The sequence below is a fragment of the Mannheimia cairinae genome, assembly GCF_028649535.1.
Classification (GTDB): Bacteria; Pseudomonadota; Gammaproteobacteria; order Enterobacterales; family Pasteurellaceae; genus Mannheimia; species Mannheimia cairinae.
Genome location: NZ_JAQSJE010000004.1, coordinates 140123 through 166540, shown reverse-complemented (window position 1 = coordinate 166540; position 26418 = coordinate 140123). Strand labels below are relative to the sequence as shown.

Below are 26418 nucleotides of genomic sequence, written 5' to 3'. Positions count from 1 at the left end.
TTTTAAAGCAGGCAATTTTACTGGCTCTTTAATGTTTAAGCTAGCAATTTTTAACCAAAAACTTTATTTTATTTAGCCCCTGTCTATTATTTAAAGGAAACTTAGCGGATAAATACCCTTATAAAAAATAATGCTATTTACTTTCATTTTCATTCCTTATAAAATACTCGGCGATAATTCTCATTCTCAACAAATAAAAGGAGGCTGAAAATGAAACTATCAACAATAAAAAAAGCATTAGTATTAACTTTTGGATTGAGTGCTGCAATGGCAATGGCTGAACCTTTCAAAGTCGTCACTACTTTTACGGTAATTCAAGATATTGCTCAAAACGTTGCGGGCGATAAAGCCACTGTTGAATCTATTACCAAACCTGGGGCAGAAATCCACGATTATCAACCAACACCAAAAGATATCGTGAAAGCACAAAAAGCAGATTTAGTATTATGGAATGGTATGAACCTTGAACGTTGGTTTGAGCGTTTCTTTGAAAACGTAAAAGACAAACCAGCGGTTGTTGTAACCGAAGGTATTACACCAATGCCAATTACTGAAGGGGAATATAAAGACTTACCAAACCCACACGCTTGGATGTCAACCGACAATGCATTAATTTACATTGAAAATATTCGTGCAGCTTTAGTAAAATACGACCCGAAAAATGCTGATACCTATAATGCCAATGCAAAAGCTTATGCAGAAAAAGTAAAAGGCATTGCCGAGCCACTACGCCAACGCTTAGCCTTTATTCCGGAACAACAACGTTGGTTAGTCACCAGTGAAGGAGCATTTAGTTACTTAGCGAAAGACTACAACTTAAAAGAACTTTATTTATGGGCAATTAATGCGGAAGAACAAGGTTCGCCAAAACAAGTGAAAAAAGTGATTGATGGTGTAAAAGCCAATAAAATCCCTGTTGTCTTTAGCGAAAGCACTGTTTCAGACAAACCTGCAAAACAAGTTGCAAAAGAAACTGGGGCATTATATGGTGGTGTAATTTATGTGGATTCACTTTCTGAGAAAGATGGTCCGGTACCAACTTACCTAGATTTGCTAAATGTAACCATCAGCACCATTGTTGAAGGGTTTGAACATAGCAAAAAATAATAAGATTTTAAAATGACAACAATTTCAACCTCTATTTCTGTCGAAAATTTATCAATTCGCTATAACAACGGGCATCTTGCTTTGCAGGATGTATCGTTCAGCCTTGAAAATGGCACAATTTGTGCATTAATCGGCGTAAATGGAGGTGGAAAATCCACTCTTTTTAAAAGTTTAATGGGGCTAGTTAAGCCTTTAACTGGTTCTATTAAACTTGGTCAATTACCAATTTCTAAAGCTCTTAAACAAAACTTAGTCTCTTATGTGCCACAAAGTGAAGAGGTGGACTGGCAATTCCCTGTCTCTGTTTATGATGTAGTAATGATGGGTAGATACGGCTATATGAATTCCTTACGTCGCCCTGCCAAAATTGATAAACAGAAAGTAGAGCAAGCAATGCAACGTGTTGATGTTTTACATTTAAAAGACAGGCAAATCGGCGAACTTTCAGGTGGGCAGAAAAAACGTGTTTTTTTAGCTCGAGCCTTAGCTCAAGAAAGTAGAATTATTTTGCTTGATGAACCCTTTACCGGTGTTGATGTAAAAACTGAAAATGCGATTGTCGATCTACTTAAACAGCTAAAAAATGAAGGGCATTTGATTTTGGTTTCTACCCATAATCTTGCTAGTGTACCGAGTTTTTGCGATCAAGTTTTAATGATCAATCGCACACTACTTGCAAGCGGTAGAACGGAAGAAACCTTTACAAAACAAAATTTAGAAAAGGTATTTGGCGGATTATTGCATTATCAAAAATAATCTTTCTACAAAAGTAAATGGGGAATGTTAAACACTCCCCATTTTTTATCTCTTAACGCTTAGCTCACGGCTCTAACAGCACGAGCGTTATATGCAAAACTTAATAAAAAAATGACCGCTTGCACAAGAATAATGGTAGGGCCTGTTGCTGCGTCAATATGATAGCTTAGCAATGTACCGAAAACCGATGAAAAAATTGCCACACTTAACGCAATAACTAGCATTTTATCAAAACGGTTTGAAAGCAAATAAGCGGTAATGCCTGGTGTAATCAGCATTGCTACCACCAAAATAACCCCCACTACCTGCATTGCACTAATAATGGTTAAAGCAAGTAATGATAATAAGCCATAGTGCAATAATTTTACGGGAAGCCCCATCACTTTTGCTTGGTTTACATCAAAACAGTAGAGTAAAAAATCTTTGCGTTTTAAAAGCATTACCGACAAGGTAAATAAACTAATTACAAGGGTTTGTAATAAATCTGATTTTGTTACGCCAAGCAAATTCCCAAATAGAATATGAGTTAAATGCTCGCCTGTGTTAAATGAGGTAAACAATAAAATACCTAAGGCAAACATTCCTGAAAACACGATACCCATTACCGTATCTTCTTTTAAACGGCTATTTTCTTTTAAATAACCCACCGAAAACGCACAACCTAAACCTGATAAAAAGGCTCCAATAGAAAGTGGCAATCCTGCTAAAGAAGCAATCACTACCCCAGGTAATACTGCGTGGGAGATTGCATCGCCCATTAATGACCAGCCCTTTAACACCAAATAGCAAGATAACACCGCACTGACTGTTGCCACTAAAATCGCAGTTAATAATGCAGTTTGCATAAATTCAAATTGCAGAGGTTCTAATATCCAATCAAGCATTTTTCACCTCAACAGCACGGTATTTTTGAGTGATTAACCCATATTTAGGTGCAAAACAAAATGCTAATAAGAAAATAATGGTTTGTAAGCAAACAATCACAGCCCCTGTTGCCCCATTTAAGAAATAGCTAAGATAAGCCCCAATTCCTGAAGTAAGCGAACCAATTAACATTGCAATTACAACCAAACGAGGGAAACGATCTGTTAGCAAGTAAGCAGTTGCCCCAGGTGTAACCACCATTGCAATAACTAAAATTGCCCCTACTGTTTGCAGAGCAATCACGACACAAGCACTCAATAAGGTAAAGAAAATTACTTTATAACGTAATGGCGAAAGCCCGACAGACAAAGCGTGATGTTCATCAAAAAACACCAATAACAGATCTTTCCAAAATAGCGATAAGCCAATTAGAGAAATGGCAATAATCAGAATAACTTGCCATAAATCTTCATCGGCAATGCCTAATATATTGCCCATTACGATTGAATTCACATCTACAGAAGTTGGGTTTAGAGAAACAATAAACATCCCCAACGCAAAAAAGGTGGTAAAAATAAAGCCGATGACTGCATCTTCCTTAATTTTGGTTAAGCTTTTTACCCAAAGAATAGACAACGCTGCCAAAATACCAGAAAAAAAAGCCCCAAAGGCATAAGGTAATTTCAACGCATAAGCCACTGCCACCCCTGGAACAACAGCGTGTGATAGAGCATCGCCAATTAGCGACCAGCCTTTTAACATTAAAAAAGCAGAGAGAAAAGCACAAACTAACCCCACCCCCATACTGACAAAAATCGCTTTTTGCATATAGTTATAGGCGAAAGGCTCTAATAAAATATCAAACATAAAACTAACGGAGTTGTTGAGAATAATTCTTATATTAACACATAAATCTAGTCAATGTATTTTTTTATCGGTATCAATATAATTTTTTATTCTACATCTTAATTTTTCCGTCTATTTTTGTGATAAGACGCATTGAATTCTTATTTTCACAATGCTATGTTAAACGAGCTTAAAACTAATAATAAAACCTAAGGAGACACACTATGTCACAAGCACGGCCCGCCAAGCGAGATTGGCTACAAAAAATAGAATTTATTGGTAACAAACTGCCCGACATTACAATGCTATTTATTTATGCATTAGTAATTTGCTGGTTACTTTCGTGGGGATTATCTTATTTGTCTTTTGACTACATTAACCCCGTGACTAAAAAACCTGTCGAAGTTATCAATCTTTTCCAACCGAGTGAAATACTCAATTTCTTTACTGTCCTTACCAAAAATTTTATTAACTTTCCACCTTTAGGCATTACTATTGTTGCCACACTTGGTATTGGTATTGCGGAAGCAAGTGGTTTTTTAAATGTTGGGCTAAGCCGAGCACTTAATCTTATTCCTAAAAGAATTATTACCCCTGCCGTCATTGTTATTTCGGTGTTAGCTCACGTTGCCTCAGATTCGGCATACGTTGTTTTAATGCCCGTGGCAGCTCTTATGTTCTATACCGTAGGTAAACACCCTTTAGCTGGAATAGCGGCCTCTTTTGCAGGGCTTGCAGGTGGATTTTCAGCAAGTTTTACACCTTCTATTGTTGATCCAATCATTCAAGGCTTTACACAAAATGCTGCACAAATTATTGATCCAACTTATGAAGTAAACGTACTCGGTAACTATTTCTTTAGCTTCGGCAGTACATTTTTTGTGATTCTAACTTGTTGGTATATTACCGATAAAATTATTGAACCCCGTTTACAAAAAACGATTCCGATTGATAAAGATCTTGACCCAAAAGATATTGAGATCACACCACCAACGGCATTAGATTTAAAAGCATTCCGCTGGGCTTCTATCATCTTTGTACTGCTTGCGTTAGGTTTAGTGCTTTTAGCCTACCCTGATGACTCATTACTGCGTGCCCCTGATGGCTCTCTAACCAGCCCTCAATCGCCAATAATGCAAATGATTGTGCCACTATTACTACTCTTTTTTGCCGTACCTTCATTGGTACACGGGATTATTGCGAAATCTTTCCGTGATACAAAAGCGGTTACGAAATCAATGGAAAAAATCACTTACACGCTAGTGCCATTCATTGTATTTTCTTTCTTCTGTGCACAATTCTTATACTCATTTAACCGTTCAGGCATTGGTACATTAATTGCTTTATCGGGTGCAGAATTTTTAAAATCGTTACAAATGCCTTCTGGTATTACGATTTTTGGTGTGTTAGTGCTGAGCCTACTACTAAACATTATTATTACCTCAGCCACATCTAAATGGGCAATTTTATCTGCTATTCTTGTTCCTATGTTGATGTCGGTAAATATTTCACCTGAATTAACACAAGCGGCATTCCGTATTAGTGATTCAGTAATGAACGTTTCTACCCCGATGTTTGCATTCTACCCGCTATTAATTTCTTATTGCCAACGCTATTACAAAGCAACGGGGGTTGGTACGCTTTGCTCAATGATGATCCCTTACACCATAGGATTATTTATTGTATTAACAATCTTGCTATATCTTTATTGGGGATTAGATATTCCGCTTGGTTTTGATGCAGGCTACGTTTACCCAAGAGCAAATTAAATAAAGGAGATAAAAATGATGTTAAAAGATCAACTAATTGAACGCTTCTTTCGCTATTTAGCAATTACTTCACAAAGTGATGCTGCCCAAACCACCGTGCCAAGTACGCAAGGGCAATGGGTAATGGCAGAACTGCTAGCAAAAGAACTAAAGGAACTTGGTTTAAGCAATGTAGAAATTGATAAACACGCTAACGTAACTGCCCTTTTGCCTGGTAATGTCACAAATGCGACTGCCATTGGTTTTGTCGCTCATCTTGATACGGTTGATGTATCCCTTTCGCCAGATATTCACCCTCAAATAAAGCATTTTAATGGCGAAGATATTTTACTCAACGAACAAGAAAATATTTGGCTAAAAGTTGCAGAACACCCTGAAATTCAAGCTTACAAAGGACAAGACATTATTTTTAGTGATGGCACAAGTGTGCTTGGTGCCGATAACAAAGCGGCTATTGCAAATATTATGACTGCACTTGCAACCATTAAAGCCAATAACTTGCCTACTGGCGACATTCATATTGCCTTTGTGCCAGATGAAGAAATTGGCTTACGGGGTGCAAAATTATTAGATTTAACCAAATTCAAACCTGAATTTGCTTACACAATAGATTGTTGCGAGCTAGGCGAGGTAGTATATGAAAACTTTAATGCAGCCTCTGTTCTTGTTAAAATTCAAGGGGTAAGTGCCCACCCAATGTCTGCCAAAGGTGTATTGGTTAATCCTATTCTGGTAGCTCAAGATTTTATTCGCTTATTCGACCCACATCAAACCCCAGAACACACTGAAAATAAAGAAGGATATTGGTGGTTTAACGGGTTCCAAGCAAATCAAAGTGAAGCTATTTTAAATATTGCTATTCGAGATTTCGATAAAACTCAATTTGAAGCCCGCAAAGCATTTATTGATGAAGCGGTAGAACAAATTAAGCTCAAACACCCTCGAGCTAAAATTACCGCACAAATAGAAGACATATATGGCAATATTGCAAATACATTGGGGGAAGATCGTCGCTCAATAGATTTACTCTTTAAAGCAATGGAAAACCGCCAAATTGAGCCTAAAGTAATTCCAATGCGAGGCGGTACAGACGGAGCAGCATTATCTGTAAAAGGCATTACAACACCAAATTATTTTACTGGAGCTCATAATTTCCATTCACGCTTTGAATTTCTCCCGATTCCTTCATTTGAGAAATCCTGCGAATTAACATTAGAAATTATTCGCTTAGCGGCTAAATAAATAATCAAAGCATTATCGGCATTAATTTAAAGTAAGTTAATGCCGATTTTTTATAATCCCTTTCATTACAAGCGGTCGATTTTTTCTAACAATTTGCAAAAAATTAACGATTTTTCACCGCTTGCAATTAAAATAAGCAATAACTACAGGCTTAGTTTTATTAGAAAGTTGATAAAAAATGGGGGGAGTGCTAGCGTTAAGCAAAATTAAGACATAAAAAAAGCACCTTAAGGTGCTATCTCTATTTTTTGCTTTTATATTCTCTAAAATGGTGCCCGAGGCCAGACTTGAACTGGCACGCCCCGAAAGGCGAGGGATTTTAAATCCCTTGCGTCTACCGATTCCGCCACTCGGGCACAACGCATTTAAAGAATGGAGCGGGAAACGAGGCTCGAACTCGCGACCCCGACCTTGGCAAGGTCGTGCTCTACCAACTGAGCTATTCCCGCTTTGTTTTGGCTTATCGCCTTCAACGGATGTGCATTTTACGTAAATCTTAGTGTGAGTCAATAGTAAAATACACAAGATTTTCAAAAAAAACCTCAACTGCCGAAAAAAAGCCCAAATCATTCAAAAATACAACAAATCCATACCTAAAGATTACGACATACTCATCATATTTGTGGGGACTTATGTAAATCTTTACATAAAATTACATTTCTCATATGGAATATAACACTTTAATAACATAAAATACTATTGGGTATAATTTAGCCTATAACTTCAAATACAGAAGAGTAACGGTTTAAATAACTATATTTATTTTTTTTGAACTTATACCTAAGTTCAAATTCATTTAAGGAACAACTATTTAATGAATAACATTTATCGAGTGATTTGGAATGCCTCTACGCAAAGCTGGCAAGCAGTAAGTGAATTTGCTAAAACTCAAGGCAAATCAGCCTCTACTACTGTAGGCAATACTACAGTAAATAACACACCTGCAATCAGCCTAGGGGGCAAAACTCTATTCGCTTTTAGTGCTATTATGTCAAGTATGATATTGCTGGCCAACCCCGCCCTAGCCGCTACCGGCGAAACCACAGCAGCAGAGGCAAATGCTGGCATTTTGGAAGACGGCAACGTTTGTTACTACGACTACTCCAACAATAACGTTATTTGTGGCGACAGAAGGACGACCGACAATGATAAATCCAACGTCGTGGTCCTGGGTAAAACCGCCCAATCAACCGGCAATAACGCTGTCTCTATCGGTAACAATGCCGTTACCGCACTTAATTCCACAGCCGTAGGTTATAACTCATTAGCAACCGGCAATTCCAGTACTGCCTTGGGTAATGACAGCCGTGCTGCCGGTGAGTCAGCCGTAGCTATTGGTAATACCGCCAAGGCTGAGCAAGTAGGTGGCATCGCCATTGGTACCAATGCCAATGCCAGACAAAATAGGCTAACCGCTGAGGAAATCACAAAAAAGATTAATAGCTCTTTATTAGGTAATGTTGTTATTGGTAATGGTGCAGTTGGTGGAGGACACCGCCCCTCTATCGCGATTGGTGCCGACGCTGCGGCTACAGAACAAGGTGTTGCGATTGGCTGGGGGGCACGTGCCAACCAAGGCTCGTCTGCACTTGGTGACCAAGCACGAGCTACTGGCGACCAGTCTCTTGCACTGGGTGCCAATACGACAGCCTCAGGCGATGCCTCTATTGCTATCGGTGGTGACGATTTAGATGCAGCACAACGTGTTGTCATCACTGTCAATGGCAGACAAGTGACAACTGCTAATGCATTTCAGCAATTAACTGGTCAAGCCTTGCCAACAGGCTATAACGATACCACTGCTTCAGGACCTGCTTCTGTTGCACTTGGTACTCGTGCTAAAGCAATTGCCGCCTATACCACGGCTTTTGGTACATTAACCGAAGCTTCAGGGTTATCTTCTACGGCAATTGGTCTGCGTTCTATCTCAAAAGGCGATGGCTCACTAGCACTGGGTACAGCTGCTCAATCTTCTGGCAAAAACTCTATTGCCTTTGGTACCTCAAAAGCCTTTGTCGAAAATGCCATTGCTATTGGTAAAGATGCCAATGCCACGCACAAAAACTCTGTCGCACTTGGCTCAAACTCAGTAACCGCCAAAGCCACTGCCCAGACAAAAGGCACTGTTAATAGCATTACCTATGGTAATTTTGCCGGTGTTGGTTCTGCCGAAAGTGGTTCTGTTTCTGTTGGTAAAAAAGATGCAGAACGTCAAATTAAACACATCGCCGCCGGTGAAATTTCTGATACTTCAACCGATGCCATCAATGGTAGCCAGTTATATATGACCAACGACGTCTTGGGCAACCTAGCCAACAGCGTTGTCAATAACTTTGGTGGCAATGCGAAGCTAAACCCTGAAAAACAAGGCGACATTACCTTTACTAATATCGGTGATACTGGTAAAGACAATATTCATAATGCCATTAAATTTGCTACAACTACTGTCAAAGCTGGTAACAATACCACGGTTGATAAAACAGAGGGTGCAAACGAATACACCGTTAATGCTTGGGACACCACCGTTTCTGCCAAAACCAACGGCGGTGTAACGGTTACTCCAACCATTAATGAAGACGGTATGACTCGTGCCTATAAGCTGTCTGTTAATGTAGATGGCAACACCATCAAACTAGACGACAATGGCAAACTGGTGGTCAATAAAGACGCTATTGATACCAATACCGTGACCACTTTGGTTGATGGCAACCACACCACGGTGACCAATACCGCTAAAGCGGGTGAAGACCCTGTTTATAAGGTTGATGTTAAAACATCTACTTTATCAAACAACACCGACGGCAAGGTTAAAAATGATGGCAATGATCTAGTGACTGCAGATCAGGTAGCCAATGCTATTAACAACTCAGGCTTTAATGTGGTAGCGGCTGGCAACAAAACCGAGGGTGCTAGTGATTTTGCCAAAGAGCTTATCAATCCAGGTGATACTGTTACCTTGGAAGCTGGCAAGAACTTAACGGTTAAGCAGGAAAATGGTCGTTTTACCTTTGCAACCTCTGACGATGTTACATTTACTACGGTTAAAGCTGGCGACACCACCATCAATAATGACGGTTTGACCATCACAGGTGGTCCGACCATCACTAAAGATAATGTGGATGTTGCTAGTAACAAAATCACCAACGTAGCAGCTGGTGTTGATGACGCCGATGCGGTAAATGTTAGTCAGCTTAAAGCATCACAAGCAACGAACCAAGCAGCAACCACTTGGAAAATTAACACAAGCGGTCAAATTGATGCAGAGAAAGGTGCAGAAAGCGTTTCTAACCAAACTGTAACAGTAAAACATGGTATCAACACCAAAGTTTCTGAAGTTAAAAAAGATGCAAACGGTAACTACAGCTATGAAATTGATGTAACTGGTTTGCCAATGGAATATGTAGATGCTCAAGGTAATACGTTAGTGAATGTAGGTGGTAAATTCTACTCACAAAAAGAAGGTAATAATGGCGAGTTAGTGTTAACCCCATCAACACCTGCTAAAGTGCGTATTTCAAGCGATAAGCCAATGCAACTAACCAACGTAGATAAAGGTGAAATTAGTGCAACTTCAACAGATGCAATTAACGGTAGCCAATTACACGAAACAAACCAAAATGTGGCAAATAACACTGCTAACATTGCGAAAAACAAAGCTGAAATTGATAAAGGCTTAGATTTCGCTGGTGATAAAGGTGAGTTTAATCGTAAGCTAGGTCAGAAAACAACTATTAAAGGCGGTATTACTGACGAAAGCAAACTATCTGATAATAACATCGGTGTCATTGCTAAAGATGGTACATTAGAAGTTAAACTAGCTAAAGATATTAAAATTGATAGTGTAAGTATCAAGAGTGCTATAAAAGATCAAAATGGAAACACCCAAAATGTGACATTAGATCAAAATGGTCTAAATAACGGCGGTAACCGTATTGTAAATGTTGCTCCTGGTGTTGATGGTACTGATGCAGTTAATGTAAACCAATTAAAAGGTGTAGCTAACAACCTTAACAACCGTATGCACAAAGTGGACAAAAACTTACGTGCAGGTATTGCTGGTGCATTAGCAAGTGGTGACTTACCACAACCATACCTACCTGGTAAAAGTATGATAGCATTAGGTGCTGGCTCATACCGTGGTGAATCTGCTATCGCTATCGGTGCTTCTAGAAACTCTGATAACGGTAAATGGATCATCAAAGGTTCTGCAAATACAGATTCACGTGGACACGTAGGTGTTTCTGGTTCTGTAGGTTATCAGTTCTAATCTTGATATGAATAGTGGCGGCAACCGCCACATTATCTAAATATAAATGCGGTCAAAGCAATATTGTTTTGACCGCATTTTTTTGTACTATTGAAATAAGTAATTAACAAGGGAATAAAAGGCTAAATGGAATATGAAGAAATAAAGCAATATTTAGATAAAGAAAAAATTTAGGTAAAGAGGAAATTTAGATATAAAAAAAGCACCTTAAGGTGCTATCTCTATTTTTTGATTTTTATATTCTCTAAAATGGTGCCCGAGGCCAGACTTGAACTGGCACGCCCCGAAAGGCGAGGGATTTTAAATCCCTTGCGTCTACCGATTCCGCCACTCGGGCACAACGCATTTAAAGAATGGAGCGGGAAACGAGGCTCGAACTCGCGACCCCGACCTTGGCAAGGTCGTGCTCTACCAACTGAGCTATTCCCGCATTTAAAAACGCTACGAACCTCGTAGCGTCTCAACAGTTGCGTATTCTATAGAATTCCGATTTAAAGTCAAATAAAATTCTCAAAAATCCGTAAAAAATGATTCAAGTGGCGAAAAATAAAACTTTTTTGCAAAATTTTGAACAATTTCAACCGCTTGTTATAAAAAATTGACTTAAAATCAGTCAAATTTATATTGGGTAAAGCCTTTAGCAAGGCCAATTATAACTTCAGAAGATTTTTCCATTGTTTCTAATGAAATAAACTCAAAGCGTCCGTGGAAATTTTCGCCACCGGTAAAAAGGTTTGGACAAGGTAATCCCATAAAAGATAAGCGAGAACCATCTGTGCCGCCACGGATCGGTTCTAAATTTGGCTCAATACCCCGCTCTTGCATTGCTTTTTCGGCAATATCAATTAAGTAACGATAATCGGCTAGCACTTCTTGCATATTACGGTACTGTTCAATAATTTCAACTTTGCCACAGTGTTCGCCATAACGTTGCTGCATTTGCATCATTGTTTCAGTTAGATACTTGTTATATTCAGCCAATTCTTGGCGAGAAAAACTACGTAGAATATAGTGGATTTCTGCTTTATCAATACTGCCTTCAATGCCGTGAAGCATAATAAAGCCTTCTCTTCCCTCACTCGTTGCAGGTGTATTATGTGGCGGTAAAAGGTGTTGGAATTCACAAGCTCGTTCTAAAGCATTAATCATTTTGCCTTTTGCCGTACCAGGGTGGACGCTTCGTCCATAAAAAGTAACTACTGCGGCATCTGCATTAAAGTTTTCATATTGTAGTTCACCTAAAGGCCCGCCATCTAAGGTAAAGGCAACATCTGCACCAAAGGCTTCGACATCAAAATGATCTGCCCCACGTCCAATTTCTTCATCGGTTGTAAAACCGACTCTAATTTTCCCGTGCGGAATTTCAGGGTGAGATTGTAAATATTCCACTGCCGACAAAATAATTGCAATGCCCGATTTATCATCAGCACCTAATAACGATGTGCCATCTGTCGTAATCAATGTATGCCCTAACAAGCGGTTTAAATTAGGAAAATCTTTTGGAGAAAGTTTATCCCCACTGCCTTGTAGCAAAATATCGCCACCTTGATAATTTTCGATAATCTGCGGTTTCACATTTTTGCCGTTAAAATCAGGCGAAGTATCTACGTGTGCAATTAGCCCCAACACTGGTAGCGTTTTCTCAACATTTGCTTCAAGGGTTGCAAATAGGTAACCATTTGGGTCAAGGTAGATTTCCGTCAGCCCCATTGCTTCTACTTCATCTTTTAATACATCTAATAAATCCCATTGCTGAGGCGAGCTTGGCACAGTTTGGCTTTTTGGGTCAGAGGTGGTGTGGATTTGGGTATAGCGTAATAATCGTGCTAATAATTTCTGTTTCATATTTTTTCCTTAATACACAAGCGGTCTTTTTTAAGCAGAAAATTGCAAAATTCTAAGCTAAAAAGGCCGCTTGTATTACCAATGAATTGTAGGTTTACGTTGTTGTTCTACACAATCTTTTAAATAAAGATTAATGAGCGTTTGATAGGGTAAATTAACTTCTTCAGCTAACTGCTTAAAATAAGAAATCACTTCATCTTCAATTCGAATTGTCACTACGCTTTTAGATTTTAAACCTTTAGCATAAGGATTTTTAACCCCATTTGAAAAATCATACTCTTTTCGCATTTAATGCCTCCTTCTATATTGTACTGTTTCTCGTGAAGTCGCTTTTCGTGCCGAAATAATGCGAATATTTCTATCACGTTCACAATGAACTACAACTAATAAATTCTTAGTATTACTCATTCCTAATAGCAAGAAACGAGTTTCTAAATCAGAGTGATCTGGGTCTAGAATTAAAATAGCATTGTCATCATAAAAAACTGTTGTTGCTTCCATAAAAGTGACATTATGCTTTTTTAGATTAAGCAATGCTTTGTTTCTATCCCATTCAAATCCATCAATAGAATTCATACCTTCCTCTATCTTAATGTAAATAAAAAATATTTACAAATTATTTAAAATAGAGGCATCTTATAATTAATATTAGATACAACAAGCCCCAATTATAATTGGGGCTTGAATAATTTGAAAAATTTATTTTAAAAACAAACGCTTGTACTAGAGGTCATTTATCTTTTGAGTATAAATTTTAATCTATTTTGTAGGAGCAGGGTTTATCCCTGCCCGAAACATCATTGATTTTCACGGGCGGGTATAAAACCCGCCCCTACCGACATTATCAACACCTCTATTTTGTTAGATTCTCAATCAACTCATTCACAAAGGTTAAACGTTCGCTATTGCTTTCTAAGCCTAATCGGAATTTAAACTTCAACGCTCCTTCAAATTGATAGACCGCAGGCTGTTTTTGAATAAGTTGGATAAACTTCATCGGGTCTGGGGTAGCGGTCGGTTTAAACTCTAAATAACCACCGTGAATGCCTGCCTCAATTTTTTTCAACCCAAGCGATTGAGCCACCAATCGCAACTGAGTAATTTGGAATAAGTTTTTGGTTGGTTCAGGCAATAAGCCGAATCTGTCTATCAATTCCACTTTCAGATCTTTTAGTTGTTCCGTGTTTTCAGCACTAGCGATTCGTTTGTAGAAAGAAAGTCGCATATTCACATCTGGTACGTAATCATCTGGCAATAGGGCTGGCACTCGTAGCTCGATATCTACTTGGTTTTGAGTAATTTCGTCTAAACTTGGCTCACGCCCTTCTTGTAAGGCTTTGACCGCACTTTCTAATAGATCCATATAGAGTGAAAAGCCGATAGACTCAATTTGTCCGCTCTGCTCGCTACCTAATAATTCCCCAGCTCCACGAATTTCCAAATCGTGGGTGGCAAGAGCAAAACCTGCTCCTAAATTGTCAATGGTGCTCATTGCCTCTAAGCGTTGTTGAGCATCTTTAGTGAGTGTTTTCGGGTGCGGTGTGAGCATATAGGCATAGGCTTGGTGGTGCGAACGTCCAACTCGCCCACGAAGTTGGTGGAGCTGTGCCAAACCGAATTTATCCGCCCGTTCAATAATAATGGTGTTGGCGGTTGGAACATCGATCCCTGTTTCAATAATGGTCGAACAAACTAAAAGATTAAAGCGTTGATGATAGAAATCGCTCATCACACGTTCGAGCTCTCGCTCACGCATTTGCCCGTGCCCGATCACTACTCGTGCCTCCGGCACTAAAGCGGTCAGTTTTTCGGCACAATTTTCAATAGTCGCAACATCGTTATGTAAGTAATAAACCTGTCCGCCCCGTAAAATTTCGCGCAGAATTGCCTCACGAATAACTGCCTCATCACTTTGTCGCACAAAAGTTTTAATCGATAAACGGCGAGCTGGCGGACTGGCGATAATGGAGAGATCTCGCATTCCGTTAAGTGCCATATTCAGCGTTCTAGGAATTGGGGTGGCGGTTAATGTGAGAATATCCACATTAGCACGCAGTTGCTTGATTTTCTCTTTTTGACGTACGCCAAAACGGTGTTCTTCATCAATTACCAATAAGCCGAGATCTCGAAAAGCGACATCATCTTGTAACAATTTATGGGTGCCGACTAAAATATCTACTTTGCCTTCTGCCACTTTTTCTAAGATGACTTTCTGTTCTTTGGCTGTTTTAAAACGTGATAGCACTTCCACATTCACAGGGTAATTAGCGAAACGGTCTTTAAAATTCTCGTAATGTTGTTGTGCGAGTAGCGTGGTCGGGGCAAGAATTGCCACTTGCTTATGATTCATTACCGCTAAAAAGGTGGCTCGAATAGCTACTTCGGTTTTACCAAAGCCGACATCGCCACACACCAACCTATCCATCGCTTTTGGCTGGCACATATCGCTAATCACGGCATTGATTGCCATTCGCTGATCGTCCGTTTCTTCGTAAGGGAAGGTGGCACTAAATTGTTGGAATAACTCTTTATCATAGCTGAAGGCAAAGCCGGTTTGGCTTTCTCGTTTCGCATAAACATCAAGCAACTCGGCGGCGACATCACGAATTTTCTCCGCCGCTTTTTGACGGCTTTTCGCCCACGCTTCTGAACCTAATTTGTGTAATGGTGCGGTTTCATCTGCCCCGCCGATATAACGGCTGATTAAATGCAATGCTGCTACCGGCACATAAAGCTTGGCATCGTTTGCATAGTGAAGCACTAAGTATTCGGCTTTCACTCCGCCTGTATCAAGCACCGTTAAGCCGCCGTAGCGACCTACCCCATTTTCTAAATGCACCACCGCTTGCCCGATTTTGAGCTCGGCAAGATTGCGAATAAGTGTGTCAGGGTTTACCGTTTTACGGTTTTTCTCACGACGGGTTTGTTGGACTTTTTCGCCTAGCAGATCCGTTTCGCAAATTATTGCTAAATTTTGACCGCTTGTTTGCTCTAAAATAAACCCTTGATCAAGCGGTGAAATAATTAAGAAAGTTTGCAACTGTTCAGAACTAGATGCCTGAACCATCACATCATTCAACGATTTGATCTGTTTTGGCTTAATGCCTAAAGGCGAAAGCAAGTCTAATAGGGTTTCTCGTCGCCCTTCACTTTCCACCGAAAACAGAATATTTCCTTTAAATTTTTGCTGAAATTGTTGGAATGCGGTAAAAGGCTCTTTGGTGCCTGACTGAATGGCTAGTTCTGGCAAGTTCGCCACATTTGCATTGATTTTCGCTGCAGATTTACGGATTTTCTCTGCCGTAATGGTTAAACGTGGGTAATTCTTAAGGTTGCGGTTTACTTCATCAATCGCAAACCAAAGATCACTTGGCGGTAACAGCGGACGCATCGGATCCACTCGTCGGCTTTCATAACGATTTTGGCTATCTTGTTGAAATTGCTCCGCTTTTTGTTGAATATCGGCATAGGTAATAAATAGCGTTGTTGCGGGCAAATAGTCAAATAAGCTCGCCATTTCTGCAAAAAACAATGGTTGCCAATATTCAATCCCTGCGTTCAGAATCCCTTTACTAACTTGTTGATAAATATGCTCGGGTTCTCGACGAATTTCGCCAAACACTTCTCTAAATTTGGTTCTAAAATGTTCGATTCCGTTACTATCTGTCGGGAACTCGTGAGCCGGCAATAAATTGATTTCTTTAATTTCAGCTTTGGTGCGTTGGTTATCCACATCAAAGGTGCGGATGGAATCAATTTCATCATCAAAAAAATCGAGGCGAAACGGCTCTTCTGCCCCCATTGGGTAGAGATCTAAAATTGCCCCTCGTACCGCATATTCGCCATATTCCAGTACTTGTTCCACCGCTCGGTAGCCTGCATTTTCAAGCTGTAAGCGTAAGTTTTGAATAGAAAAACGGTCGCCTTTTTTAATCAGCAATACATTATTGGCAAGGTAACTCGGCGGACACACTTTTTGCATTAAGGTATTGATTGGCAACAAGAAAATCTGTTTATTGCCTTGTTGTAACTGGAAAAGTGCCGATAAGCGAGCCGAGATAATATCTTGATGTGGCGAGAAATTATCATACGGCAAGGTTTCCCAATCGGGGAAAAGTTGCACGGACATATTGGCAAACTGTGGCAGGCTTCTTTCCAGCCTTAATGCGGTGCGGGTATCTGGTGTAACAACTACGGTTAAACCATTAAATTGTTGAGCCGATTCGCTAATGGCAAGGGTGTCGGAATGCCCGATAAGATGCCCGAGCGTTTGATGATCTTGATGAGTAGTGCCAACTTGCGGCAAATTGATATTTAATAAAGACATAACAAGCGGTTATTTTTACCTAAAATTTTGCAAAACTGTGCTTAGTGTACTAAAGCGGAGTAAATTGTGCAAAATAACCTGATAAAAACACATTTCTGCAATTTTATCTGAAAGAAATTCTGCTAGAATAAAGCTTCCCTTTCACTTTACATCAATAAAAATATGAAAAATAAAATCTTAGGAAGTGCATTGATGATTGCAGGCACCACTATTGGTGCAGGAATGTTGGCAATGCCATTAACATCAGCAGGTATGGGCTTTGGCGCTACTGCTGGCTTATTAATTGGGCTGTGGGCATTGCTAGCTTATACTGGCTTATTGTTTATGGAAGTTTATCAAACCGCTCCGCAAAAAGATGTTGGTGTGGCAAGTCTTGCCGAACAATATTTTGGTTTAATAGGCCGTGTACTTGCAACCTTTAGTTTGTTGGTTTTACTCTATGCTCTACTCTCTGCTTATATTACAGGTGGAGGCTCATTGTTAGCAGGCATTATGCCTGAAATGGCTGATGCCGATCTCAAACTTAAAATTAGCATTCTAATTTTCACTTTTGTACTTGGAATGTTTGTAGTTATCGGTGTGAAATCTGTTGATGGTTTAACCCGTCTAATGTTTATGGGTAAAATTGTCGCCTTCATTATGGTATTAGTAATGATGTTGCCAAAGGCTAAATTAGAGAATTTAACCGCTGTTCCACTTGATAATTTATTAGTGATTTCATCTGTGCCAATTTTCTTTACCGCATTTGGGTTCCACGTCATTATGGCGACTATCAACACCTATTTAGATGCCAATATTAATAAGATTCGTACCGCTATTTATATCGGTACCGCAATTCCATTAGTAGCTTATTTACTCTGGCAATTAGCTACTCACGGTGTGTTAAGCCAAAATGAATTTACTGCGATTTTAAAACAAGACCCGACCTTAAACGGCTTAGTAACCGCCACCAGCCAAATTACTGGTAGCACGATTTTAGGCGAGGTGGTACGTTTATTCTCAGTATTAGCCCTAATTACTTCATTTTTAGGCGTATCAATGGGTATTTTTGAAGGTGTGGGCGATTTATTAAAACGCTTAAATTTACCGACTAACCGTTTATGGCTAACGATTGCTACTTTCGTACCACCTATTTTATTTGCCTTATTCTACCCAGATGGCTTTATTATGGCATTAGGTTACGCAGGTTTACTCTTTGCCTTCTACGGTATGATTTTACCAATCGGGTTAGCCTGGAAAGCTCGTAGCCAGCATCCTAATCTACCTTATCGTGTAATTGGCGGAAACTTAGCACTAGTTATTGCGTTAATTGCCGGTATTATCATTATGGTGATTCCGTTTTTAATTCAATTAGGTTATTTACCACAAGCGGTGGGTTAATCAATCTAAAAAAACAAAGGGCTACAATTTGAGATTGTAGCCCTTTGTTATCCTAGTTTAGAAGCGATATTCTGCACTTACAGAATAGTTTCTGCCTGGTGCATAAAAACGTTGTAAGCCTTGATTATTATGCTCATAATCCACTTTATCTGTTGTACCACGAGTATTAATTCCTCTAAGAGTATCCCAAGTATGATATTTAGTGTTAAATAAATTGTATACACCTGCACGCAAAGTAAGATTTTTTGTTGGGTTATAGTAGCCAAACATATCAAATACCCAGTAGGATTTATTTAGCCATCGGTATTCTAACTGTTTAGTTTGTTCTATTTCTTTAGTATTATAACGAATACAGCCATAACCTGGCCATTCTTCAGAACATTCTCTTACAAAATCAATGCTCTGCTCTGTAAATTTTGCATCACTACCTTTTTTTCCCCGTTGGTAAGTTGTACGAGTAAAAATCCCCCATTTACCGCTAGGTGCTTCATAATCCAAACCAAAGACTAATTTCAATGGTTGGATAGAAAGCAAACTATCTCCATTAGATAATTTACCTCTACTGTAGCCTAATGAAAATAAGGTTTTCATTCCATCTGGTAGCGGCGAAACTTCATTGAGATTTAAGCTTGTTTTTAATTCTAAGCCATAAATGCTTGCTCTATCTAAATTAACCATTTGTTGAGATGGAATTTTATTTGTTTGCGAACAATAACTGCCTAGGTATGGTGGTTGACATAAATCATTATAGAATACCCCGATACTCTCCTGTTCAAACAAGAAGTTACGGTATTTAGAATAATGTAAGTTCAAATCAAAAGTACCTAGCTGATGATCGGCTTTTAAGAAAAGATTGTGATTCAAGCTTCTTTCTGATTTTAAATTCGGATTTGCTTTCCACGCTCCCGCTGCACTACTATATTGAAAATAAAGCTCCGATGCGGTTGGTACACGAAAACCAGAGGCAATACCATAACCCGCTTTCCAAGTGTCGTTAATTTTACCTTCTAGCTCAAATCTACCACTCCAATTTGTAAATTTAGTTTCTTTTGATGGCGATTCTTGCTCTGCTCGATAACAGTTATAGGAACATATCGCATTAAAATCTTCTGGAGTAATTTTCGTTTGATCATAACGCACTCCTAGAACCGAACTAAATGTTTCATTCCAATAGGTACTACTTTGAATGCTTACCCCATATTGACGAGTTACCATAGGACGTTGGATAGTGTAAATATTTCGAGTATTAGTCGATAGATTATAATCATCATTAAGATTTTCAAAACCACGTTGAGCTCTAAAAGCTTTTAATGACAATAGATGTTCCCCAATGAATTTTAGTGGCTGACTATCTAATTGCAAAGAAATTCGTTTATAGTCCGTTTCCATATTACGGAAATCAATCTTTTCAATCTTATCGTGTTCGGTTGTATAATATCCATCTAGATAGCCCCCTACACGCTTATAATAACCTTTATAGTTAATGGTTCCATTTTCAGTTTTTTGATAATCAAAATCTAAACGAGCTGATGATAAATAAGGATTATCTATATTCCATTCATAAAATGAGTTAATATTTAATAATTTTTGAATATCATCATTATCACGATACCAACCACTAGAACCAAAAGGATCATCGTAAGAATATTCATTGGTAAAACGTTTATTGCGTTGACTTGCTATAGACATTCCAATCTTATGTTCAGGATTGATTTTCCAAGTTAATTTAGCTAGATAACTTTTAAATGTATGATTTGAAGGATCTGGGGTTATTCTACTTGCCCCAATTTGTGAACGTTGAATAACATCATTAGGTGTATCATAACTCCTTTTCTTTTGCGGTATGATATCTCCACCGGCACTTTTCATTTGATTGCCATCTCGTTGCGAATACATTAACGCAATATCAAAATGTTCTCCAACATAACCTATACCAGCAGTTTTTACCCATTCACTATTCTTAGATGCATAACCGGTTCGAATTAAACCACCTAATTTACCCTCAGTAACAAGATCTTGCGCTTCTAGTGTTTTATAATTGACAGTTCCTCCTAAAGCACCGCTGCCAGAGTTAAAACTATCTGAACCTTTAACACTTTCAATAGAACGAACGAATTCCGAATCCACGCTTAAACGAGAGTTATTAAAATTACCGTAACGTTTGTAGAGAGAGTTTTCTTCAAAATCAGGAATATTTATACCATCAATAGAAATACCAACGCGATTACCTTCAACTCCACGTATTGCAAATCCTTTCAAATAACGCCCATTATCCGCCACACCAATATCTGTGCTATAACGTACTAAATCTTTTGTATCACGAATCAATTCTTGTTGAATTTTATGATGCGTTTTCTTCTCAACCGAAGCCTTAACCTCTTCTTTTGCCACAACATTAACTTCTGATAATTGTATTGGTATTTCGCTTGAATAAGCAAAAGAAGCTGTTAATGCACCGCTTATACTAAATGCAAGTAACGTAGGTTGAAATTGGTAGAATCTAGATAGATGAATTGGCATAAATAATACCCTTAGATAAATAATTAATGATTTTCATTATTAATAATTTGATTATTATGCCATTATAGTTACAATAGTCAATAATGATTATCACCTTGATTAAAATAATGAGTATCATTTATAATTTATAACGAATTACTTAATAACTTAGAGGTATTTATGACAACTAATCGTCAAGAGGTCTTACAGAACCGATTAGGCCCTGAAATTGAAGAATTAAAACAACAAATAAAAACAATTATGCTTTCTACCATAAGTAAAGATGGTATGCCTAATGTTAGCTACGCACCTTTTGTAATTAATAATGGAGAGTATCAAGTACTGATTTCAACAATCGCTAAGCACGCTCGTAATTTAATGGAAATGCCAAAGGTTTCACTTATGCTTATTGAAGATGAAAGCAAAAGCCGCCAGATTTTTGCTCGTCGTCGCCTTACATTTGAAGCGACAGCAAGAATGGTTGAACGAGAAGGTTTAGAATGGGAGTCGGCACTTAATGCATTAAAAGCTCGCCACGGTGATTTAATTACTGATCTGTCTAAAATGCAAGATTTTAAGCTCTTTTGCTTTAAGCCAACTGCAGGACTTTTCGTAAAAGGTTTCGGGCAGGCATTTGATGTTGGGGTTGATGATTTAATTAACGTAGTACATTTAGATCAAGGTCATCAAACCGCATAACTTTATTAACTAATGGCTATAAATAGGAATATTTATAGCCATTTTTGTTTTATACAAGCGGTAATATTTTTTGGAAAATTTGCAATGATTTTAGTACAATACTGACTACTATTCTATGAGCAAATATTCGCTCTCTAAATGAAAGGAAATCCTATGCAACCTAAAGCCAAATTAAGAAAAGACTACCGAGCACCTGATTTCACAATTACCGATATTTATCTTGATTTTCAATTAGATCCTGATCGCACTTTCGTTACCTCAAAATTAACTGTTGAGCGTAAAAATGCAGAATCAACAACACTTCGCTTAGATGGTCATAGTTTTGATTTCCTTTCGATTAAAATCAATGGACAACCTTTCACTGCTTACAAAAAAGATGAAGAATCTTTAACTTTAGATTTAGCCGAACAAGCTTTAGATAAATTTGAGCTTGAAATTGAAACGGCATTAAACCCTGCTCAAAATACCTCTTTACAAGGTTTATATAAATCTGGCGATGGACTTTGCACACAATGTGAAGCAGAAGGTTTCCGCCAAATTACCTATATGCTAGACCGCCCAGACGTACTTGCAAAATATACGACAAAAATAACCGCTAGTAAGAGTAAATATCCATTCTTACTTTCTAATGGTAACCGCATTGCACAAGGCGAATTAAGCGATGGCAGACATTGGGTAGAATGGCAAGATCCGTTCTTCAAACCAAGCTATTTATTTGCTTTGGTTGCGGGTGATTTCGATTTATTACAAGATAAATTCATTACTAAAAGCGGACGTGAAGTTACCTTAGAAATTTATGTTGATCGTGGCAATTTAGACCGTGCTCCTTGGGCAATGGAAAGCTTAAAACGCTCAATGAAATGGGACGAAGATCGTTTCGGCTTAGAATATGATTTAGATATTTATATGATTGTTGCTGTTGATTTCTTCAATATGGGAGCAATGGAAAACAAAGGCTTGAATATTTTCAACTCTAAATTCGTGTTAGCTAAACCAGAAACCGCAACAGATACCGATTATTTAGATATTGAATCTGTGATTGCCCACGAATATTTCCACAACTGGACAGGCAACCGCATTACCTGCCGTGATTGGTTCCAATTAAGCTTAAAAGAGGGCTTAACTGTATTCCGTGATCAAGAATTCACTTCTGATTTATGGTCTCGCTCGGTAAAACGTATTGAAGATGTACGTTTATTACGTGCTGTTCAATTCGCCGAAGATGCCAGCCCAATGGCACACCCTATCCGCCCGGAAAAAGTGATTGAAATGAATAACTTCTACACCGTAACCGTTTATGAAAAAGGTGCAGAAGTCATTCGTATGATTCACACCCTTTTAGGCGAAGAAAAATTCCAAGCAGGAATGAGACGCTACGTTGAAAAACACGATGGTTCGGCTGCCACTTGCGAAGATTTTGTTAAAGCGATGGAAGAAGCCTCAGGTATTAATTTAGAGCAGTTCCGCCGTTGGTATAGCCAATCAGGCACACCAGAGCTGACTATTTCTGATGAATATGATGAAGTACGTAGAACCTACCGCCTACATATTTCCCAAATGACACCGGCAACAAATGATCAGTTAGAAAAATTAAACTTACACATTCCACTTAAAATTGCTTTATATGGAGAGAATGACGGCAAGCGTTTACCTTTACAGTATGAATTATTAACGGTAAGCGATGTATTAGATGTAACAAGTGAACATCAAACCTTTGAATTTCATAATGTAACGCAACGTCCTGTGCCAGCACTACTTTGTGATTTTTCTGCCCCTGTTCGTTTAGATTATAACTACACAACTGAGCAGCTGCTCACACTATTAAAATACGCAGAAAATGATTTTATTCGTTGGGATGTTACACAAATGCTCTACACTAAAGAGCTACGTGATAATTTAAGCCGTTATCAGCAAAATCAACCGCTTGATTTTTCTGAAAGCTTAATTGATGCATTAACTTTTGTGTTAGATAACTCTGCCACCTATCCTGAACTAACGGCTTTAACTTTAACGTTACCAAAAGAGACGGAATTTGCAGAATCATTTAAAACGATTGATCCTACTGGTATTTCACTAGTACGTGAATTTATGCAAGGTTCTATCGCCCAAGCACTGCAAGAGAAATTACTCACGGTTTATAACCAAAATCAATGCGATAAATACCAAGTTGTAGCAGAAGACATTGCTAAACGAGCATTACGTAATGTTTGCTTACACTATTTAGCCTTTACCGATTTAGGCAATATTCTTGTGCATAAACATTACAACAATGCCGATAATATGACCGATACTCTAGCGGCACTACAAGCGGCAACAAAAGCTCAATTAAGTTGCCGAGATACTCTTTTAGCTAATTTTGAACAGAAATGGAAACACGATGGCTTAGTTATGGATAAATGGTTTATGCTACAAGCAACCCGACCAGATGAAAATGTACTAGCGATTGTGCAAAACTTATTAGAACACCCAAGCTTTAACTTTAATAATCCAAACCGCTTGCGTGCGTTAGTCGGTGCATTCTGTAGTCAAAATCTAAAAGCCTTCCACGCAGTAGATGGCTCAGGCTACCGTTTCTTAGTTGATATTTTAATTAAGCTTAACGAAAGTAACCCACAAGTTGCCGCTCGTTTAATTGAGCCATTAATTAAACTCTCTCGTTACGATAACCAACGCCAAACACTAATGCGTCGTGGTTTAGAGCGTTTGCGTGAGTTAGATAATTTGGCTAGAGATCTGTTCGAGAAAATCGAAAAAGCGCTAGATTAGGCTTATACTGAAAATAGAAAAGGCTGAGTTCTGTTGAAATCAGCCTTTTTGTTTATCTATAGCCCTTAATACTTAAGGACAATGCACTTTTTAATTAGTGTGTACTAGTACTCGTTGTAGTACGGCTTGCACGTTTACGGTCGTTTTCCGTTAATAAACGTTTACGGATACGAACCGATTGCGGTGTTACTTCCACTAATTCGTCATCATCAATAAACTCTAATGCTTGCTCAAGTGAGAAACGAACTGGAGTGGTTAATACGATTGCATCATCTTTACCTGATGCACGCATATTGGTTAGTTTTTTACCTTGCAAACAGTTTACCGTTAAGTCGTTTGAACGGCTGTGAATACCGATAATTTGACCTTCATACACATCAACACCGTGGTCGATCATCAGCTTACCACGCTCTTGTAAACCGAATAACGCATAGGCTAATGCTTTACCTGTTGCATTAGAAATTAGCACACCATTTTTACGCTGACCGATTTCACCCGGTTTCACATCATCATAGTGGCTGAATGTTGAGTAAAGTAAGCCTGTACCTGATGTCATTGTCATAAATTCGTTACGGAAGCCGATTAAACCACGGCTTGGGATCACATATTCTAAACGAGTACGACCTTTGCCATCTGGAATCATATCTTTTACTTCACCCTTACGGATACCTAACGCTTCCATTACCGAACCTTGATGTTGTTCTTCAATATCAATAGTTACTTGCTCGAATGGCTCTTGTTTTTTGCCGTTTTCTTCTTTATAGATTACTTTCGGGCGAGATACCGCTAATTCATAACCTTCACGACGCATATTTTCGATTAATACCGATAAGTGTAATTCACCACGGCCTGAAACACGGAATTCATCTGGGTTTGGTGTTTCTTCTACACGTAATGCTACGTTATGCACTAATTCTTTGTTTAAACGCTCAAGAATTTGACGTGAAGTGACAAATTTACCTTCTTGACCACAGAATGGCGAGGTATTTACACAGAAGAACATGGTTACTGTCGGCTCATCAACAGTTAAAGCCGGTAATGCTTCCACAGCATTAATATCACAAATTGTATCTGAAATATTTAATTCACCTAAACCGGTAATTGCAATAATATCGCCAGCAAAAGCTTCTGTTGCTTCAAAACGTTGTAAACCTAAATGGCCTAGTACTTGACCAATTCTGCCTTGGCGAGTTTTACCTTCGCTATCTACAATCGTTACTGCTTGGTTAGGTTTTACAGAACCACGTTTAATACGACCAATACCAATTACACCCACATAGTTGTTATAGTCTAATTGTGAAATTTGCATTTGGAATGGTGCGTTTAATTCCACTTCTGGCGGTTGAACGTGCTCTACAATCGCTTCATATAATGGGGTCATATCAGGAGCTAGCTCCTCGTGCTCTAAACCCGCCACACCATTTAATGCAGATGCATAGATAATTGGGAAATCTAATTGCTCATCGGTTGCCCCTAAGTTTACGAATAAATCAAATACTTGATCCACAACCCAATCCGGACGAGCACCTGGGCGGTCAACTTTGTTAATAACCACGATTGGTTTTAAACCGTGTGCAAAGGCTTTTTGTGTTACGAAACGAGTTTGTGGCATAGGGCCGTCAAAAGCATCTACCACTAAAAGTACAGAATCTACCATTGAAAGCACACGTTCTACTTCACCACCGAAGTCTGCGTGCCCCGGAGTATCTACGATATTGATATGATAGCCGTTCCAGTTAATCGCCGTATTTTTTGCAAGAATAGTAATACCACGTTCTTTTTCAAGATCGTTTGAGTCCATTACACGCTCGTCGGCATCACCACGCATTTCGCCAAAAGTACCTGATTGTTGTAAAAGTTTATCAACCAGCGTTGTTTTACCGTGGTCAACGTGAGCAATAATTGCAATATTACGCAATTTTGAAATATCTACATTTTGCATTTGAATATCTTTAAGTTAAGTCAAAATAAAAACTCTCGCCCATCAAAACTGGCGAGAGTCAAGAAATTAGGAGGCGTGATTATACAGAGTTTTTCACAAGTTGACTACA

The 26418-nt window shown here is 38.7% G+C and carries 16 protein-coding genes and 4 tRNA genes; 8 read left to right on the top strand and 12 right to left on the bottom strand.

Annotated features, from left to right (window positions below):
* The first annotated feature begins 210 nt into the window (after positions 1-210).
* Both PTQ27_RS05460 and PTQ27_RS05455 read left to right on the top strand, forming a co-directional pair.
* The gene (locus PTQ27_RS05460) at positions 211-1107 is read left to right on the top strand and encodes a metal ABC transporter substrate-binding protein (RefSeq protein WP_273747770.1); all 897 of its coding nucleotides are present in this window, start codon (positions 211-213) and stop codon (positions 1105-1107) included.
* A gap of 12 nt (positions 1108-1119) precedes the next feature.
* Positions 1120-1863 (top strand): metal ABC transporter ATP-binding protein, encoded by a 744-nt coding sequence (locus tag PTQ27_RS05455; protein ID WP_273747769.1) that lies wholly within the window; start codon positions 1120-1122, stop codon positions 1861-1863.
* A gap of 59 nt (positions 1864-1922) precedes the next feature.
* Here the strand turns inward: PTQ27_RS05455 and PTQ27_RS05450 are convergent, their stop codons facing one another.
* Together PTQ27_RS05450 and PTQ27_RS05445 are read right to left on the bottom strand one after the other, a co-directional pair.
* Positions 1923-2747 carry a metal ABC transporter permease gene (locus PTQ27_RS05450; protein ID WP_273747768.1) on the bottom strand — a complete coding sequence of 275 codons (825 nt, stop codon included), beginning with the start codon at positions 2745-2747 and terminating at the stop codon, positions 1923-1925.
* On the bottom strand, positions 2740-3594 hold the full coding sequence (locus tag PTQ27_RS05445; RefSeq protein WP_273747767.1) for a metal ABC transporter permease: 855 nt from the start codon (positions 3592-3594) through the stop codon (positions 2740-2742). The genes PTQ27_RS05450 and PTQ27_RS05445 overlap by 8 nt, the downstream gene beginning before the upstream one ends.
* Before the next feature lie 203 nt (positions 3595-3797).
* Between PTQ27_RS05445 and PTQ27_RS05440 the strand changes: the two genes are divergently transcribed.
* A complete protein-coding gene (locus PTQ27_RS05440; protein ID WP_273747766.1) occupies positions 3798-5342 on the top strand; it encodes an AbgT family transporter in 1545 nt (514 codons plus the stop codon).
* A gap of 15 nt (positions 5343-5357) precedes the next feature.
* Positions 5358-6584, top strand: coding sequence for a peptidase T (gene pepT, locus PTQ27_RS05435; protein ID WP_273747765.1), 1227 nt, complete (start codon positions 5358-5360; stop codon positions 6582-6584).
* A gap of 269 nt (positions 6585-6853) precedes the next feature.
* On the opposite strand, the gene PTQ27_RS05430 is transcribed toward pepT (PTQ27_RS05435), so the two are convergent.
* A tRNA-Leu gene (locus tag PTQ27_RS05430) sits at positions 6854-6940 on the bottom strand.
* A gap of 17 nt (positions 6941-6957) precedes the next feature.
* A tRNA-Gly gene (locus PTQ27_RS05425) sits at positions 6958-7033 on the bottom strand.
* 365 nt (positions 7034-7398) lie between these two features.
* Between PTQ27_RS05425 and PTQ27_RS05420 the strand changes: the two genes are divergently transcribed.
* Positions 7399-10851, top strand: a complete 3453-nt coding sequence (locus PTQ27_RS05420) for a YadA-like family protein (RefSeq protein WP_273771117.1) — start codon at positions 7399-7401, stop codon at positions 10849-10851.
* A 250-nt stretch (positions 10852-11101) separates the two neighbouring features.
* Here the strand turns inward: PTQ27_RS05420 and PTQ27_RS05415 are convergent.
* The 6 genes from PTQ27_RS05415 to mfd form a co-directional block, all read right to left on the bottom strand.
* Positions 11102-11188: transfer RNA gene (locus tag PTQ27_RS05415), tRNA-Leu, on the bottom strand.
* 17 nt (positions 11189-11205) lie between these two features.
* Positions 11206-11281 (bottom strand) — tRNA-Gly (locus PTQ27_RS05410).
* A gap of 179 nt (positions 11282-11460) precedes the next feature.
* Positions 11461-12696 carry a peptidase T gene (gene pepT, locus PTQ27_RS05405; protein WP_273747763.1) on the bottom strand — a complete coding sequence of 412 codons (1236 nt, stop codon included), beginning with the start codon at positions 12694-12696 and terminating at the stop codon, positions 11461-11463.
* A 75-nt stretch (positions 12697-12771) separates the two neighbouring features.
* The gene (locus PTQ27_RS05400) at positions 12772-12984 is read right to left on the bottom strand and encodes a BrnA antitoxin family protein (RefSeq protein ID WP_273747762.1); all 213 of its coding nucleotides are present in this window, start codon (positions 12982-12984) and stop codon (positions 12772-12774) included.
* On the bottom strand, positions 12985-13272 hold the full coding sequence (locus PTQ27_RS05395; protein WP_273747761.1) for a BrnT family toxin: 288 nt from the start codon (positions 13270-13272) through the stop codon (positions 12985-12987).
* A gap of 277 nt (positions 13273-13549) precedes the next feature.
* On the bottom strand, positions 13550-17023 hold the full coding sequence (mfd, locus tag PTQ27_RS05390; protein ID WP_273747760.1) for a transcription-repair coupling factor: 3474 nt from the start codon (positions 17021-17023) through the stop codon (positions 13550-13552).
* A gap of 162 nt (positions 17024-17185) precedes the next feature.
* Between mfd and PTQ27_RS05385 the strand changes: the two genes are divergently transcribed.
* Positions 17186-18403: an aromatic amino acid transport family protein gene (locus tag PTQ27_RS05385; protein WP_273747759.1), complete on the top strand. Its 1218-nt coding sequence runs from the start codon at positions 17186-17188 to the stop codon at positions 18401-18403.
* Between the two features lie 57 nt (positions 18404-18460).
* Here the strand turns inward: PTQ27_RS05385 and PTQ27_RS05380 are convergent, their stop codons facing one another.
* Complete coding sequence (locus PTQ27_RS05380) at positions 18461-20923, bottom strand: TonB-dependent hemoglobin/transferrin/lactoferrin family receptor (protein WP_273747758.1); 2463 nt, start codon at positions 20921-20923, stop codon at positions 18461-18463.
* A 159-nt stretch (positions 20924-21082) separates the two neighbouring features.
* On the opposite strand from PTQ27_RS05380, the gene hutZ reads away from it, so the two are divergent.
* A complete protein-coding gene (hutZ, locus tag PTQ27_RS05375; RefSeq protein WP_273747757.1) occupies positions 21083-21601 on the top strand; it encodes a heme utilization protein HutZ in 519 nt (172 codons plus the stop codon).
* Between the two features lie 153 nt (positions 21602-21754).
* Positions 21755-24367 carry an aminopeptidase N gene (gene pepN / locus PTQ27_RS05370; RefSeq protein ID WP_273747756.1) on the top strand — a complete coding sequence of 871 codons (2613 nt, stop codon included), beginning with the start codon at positions 21755-21757 and terminating at the stop codon, positions 24365-24367.
* Positions 24368-24461: 94 nt separating this feature from the next.
* Here pepN and typA read toward each other — a convergent pair whose 3' ends face one another.
* Entirely contained in the window at positions 24462-26309 is a 1848-nt protein-coding gene (typA, locus tag PTQ27_RS05365) for a translational GTPase TypA (RefSeq protein ID WP_273747755.1), read from the bottom strand.
* Positions 26310-26418 lie beyond the last annotated feature (109 nt).